Annotated in this window: 1 rRNA gene; it reads left to right on the top strand. The window is 57.7% G+C overall.

The features are described from left to right. Nucleotides 1-2: 2 nt before the first annotated feature. Nucleotides 3-2,891 (top strand): 23S ribosomal RNA (locus tag CV944_RS16740); the annotation flags it as partial.

Below are 2,891 nucleotides of genomic sequence, written 5' to 3'. Positions count from 1 at the left end.
TAGGTTAAGCTAGAAAGGGCGCACGGTGGATGCCTTGGCACTAGGAGCCGATGAAGGACGGGGCAAACGCCGAAACGCTCCGGGGAGCTGTAAGCAAGCGTYGATCCGGAGATGTCCGAATGGGGGAACCCACTGTCCGTAATGGGGCAGTATCCATGCCTGAATCCATAGGGCATGGAGGGCACACCCGGGGAACTGAAACATCTTAGTACCCGGAGGAGAAGAAAGCAAACGCGATTCCCTGAGTAGCGGCGAGCGAAACGGGAACAGCCCAAACCAAGAGGCGTGCCTCTTGGGGTTGTAGGACCGCTCATTGTGGGAGTGAGAAAGGAACGGGGTAGACGAACCGGTCTGGAACGGCCGGCCAGAGAAGGTGACAGCCCTGTAGTCGAAACTTCGTTCCCTCCCGAGCGGATCCTGAGTACGGCGGGACACGGGAAATCCCGTCGGAAGCAGGGAGGACCATCTCCCAAGGCTAAATACTCCCTAGTGACCGATAGTGCACCAGTACCGTGAGGGAAAGGTGAAAAGCACCCCGGAAGGGGAGTGAAAGAGAACCTGAAACCGTGTGCCTACAAGTAGTCAGAGCGCGTTCATGCGTGATGGCGTGCCTTTTGTAGAATGAACCGGCGAGTGACGATGGCGTGCGAGGTTAAGCCGAAGAGGCGGAGCCGCAGCGAAAGCGAGTCTGAAYAGGGCGAAAAGTACGTCGTCGTCGACCCGAAACCAGGTGATCTACCCATGTCCAGGGTGAAGGCCGGGTAACACCGGCTGGAGGCCCGAACCCACGCACGTTGAAAAGTGCGGGGATGAGGTGTGGGTAGGGGTGAAATGCCAATCGAACTTGGAGATAGCTGGTTCTCCCCGAAATAGCTTTAGGGCTAGCCTCGGGATGGAGAGTGTTGGAGGTAGAGCACTGATTGGGCTAGGGGCCCTCATCGGGTTACCGAACCCAGTCAAACTCCGAATGCCAACGACTTATGCCCGGGAGTCAGACTGCGAGTGATAAGATCCGTGGTCGAGAGGGAAACAGCCCAGATCGCCAGCTAAGGCCCCAAAGTGCACGTTCAGTGGAAAAGGATGTGGAGTTGCAAAGACAACCAGGATGTTGGCTTAGAAGCAGCCACCATTTAAAGAGTGCGTAATAGCTCACTGGTCGAGTGACTCTGCGCCGAAAATGTACCGGGGCTAAACGTGCCGCCGAAGCTGCGGGATGACCGTTGGTCATCGGTAGGGGAGCGTTCTAAGGGCGTTGAAGCCAGACCGGAAGGACTGGTGGAGCGCTTAGAAGTGAGAATGCCGGTATGAGTAGCGAAAACAGAGGTGAGAATCCTCTGCGCCGAAAGCCTAAGGGTTCCTGAGGAAGGTTCGTCCGCTCAGGGTTAGTCGGGACCTAAGCCGAGGCCGAAAGGCGTAGGTGATGGACAACAGGTTGAGATTCCTGTACCACCTCCTTCCCGTTTGAGCGATGGGGGGACGCAGGAGGATAGGGCGAGCAGGCGGCTGGAAGAGCCTGTCCAAGCCGCAAGGCTGATCCGTAGGCAAATCCGCGGATTGTAAGGCCAAGCGGTGATGGCGACGGAGTCATCCGGAAGTCCCCGATTTCACACTGCCAAGAAAAGCCTCTAGCGAGGGAAGAGGTGCCCGTACCGCAAACCGACACAGGTAGGCGAGGAGAGAATCCTAAGGCGCGCGGGAGAACTCTCGTTAAGGAACTCGGCAAAATGACCCCGTAACTTCGGGAGAAGGGGTGCTCGTTTGGGTGAAGAGCCCGAACGAGCCGCAGTGAAAAGGCCCAAGCGACTGTTTATCAAAAACACAGGTCTCTGCGAAGCCGAAAGGCGACGTATAGGGGCTGACACCTGCCCGGTGCTGGAAGGTTAAGGGGAGCGCTTAGCGGAAGCGAAGGTGCGAACCGAAGCCCCAGTAAACGGCGGCCGTAACTATAACGGTCCTAAGGTAGCGAAATTCCTTGTCGGGTAAGTTCCGACCCGCACGAAAGGTGTAACGACTTGGGCGCTGTCTCAACGAGAGACCCGGTGAAATTATACTACCTGTGAAGATGCAGGTTACCCGCGACAGGACGGAAAGACCCCGTGGAGCTTTACTGCAGCCTGATATGGAATTTTGGTATCGCTTGTACAGGATAGGTGGGAGCCTGGGAAGCCGGAGCGCCAGCTTCGGTGGAGGCGGCGGTGGGATACCACGGGGTGGGAGACAGTGTCAGGCGGGCAGTTTGACTGGGGCGGTCGCCTCCCAAAAGGTAACGGAGGCGCCCAAAGGTTCCCTCAGAATGGTTGGAAATCATTCGGAGAGTGCAAAGGCACAAGGGAGCTTGACTGCGAGACGGACAGGTCGAGCAGGGACGAAAGTCGGGCTTAGTGATCCGGTGGTTCCGCATGGAAGGGCCATCGCTCAACGGATAAAAGCTACCCCGGGGATAACAGGCTGATCTCCCCCAAGAGTCCACATCGACGGGGAGGTTTGGCACCTCGATGTCGGCTCATCGCATCCTGGGGCTGTAGTCGGTCCCAAGGGTTGGGCTGTTCGCCCATTAAAGCGGTACGCGAGCTGGGTTCAGAACGTCGTGAGACAGTTCGGTCCCTATCCGTCGCGGGCGCAGGAAATTTGAGAGGAGCTGTCCTTAGTACGAGAGGACCGGGATGGACGCACCGCTGGTGTACCAGTTGTCCCGCCAGGGGCACCGCTGGGTAGCTATGTGCGGACGGGATAAGCGCTGAAAGCATCTAAGCGTGAAGCCCCCCTCAAGATGAGATTTCCCACCGCGTCAGGCGGGTAAGATCCCTCGAAGATGACGAGGTCGATAGGTCCGAGGTGGAAGCGTGGCGACACGTGGAGCTGACGGATACTAATCGATCGAGGGCTTAACC

The sequence above is a fragment of the Geobacillus sp. WSUCF-018B genome, assembly GCF_002809985.1.
Lineage (GTDB): Bacteria > Bacillota > Bacilli > Bacillales > Anoxybacillaceae > Geobacillus > Geobacillus thermophilus.
This window is presented reverse-complemented; position numbering and strand designations above follow the sequence as displayed.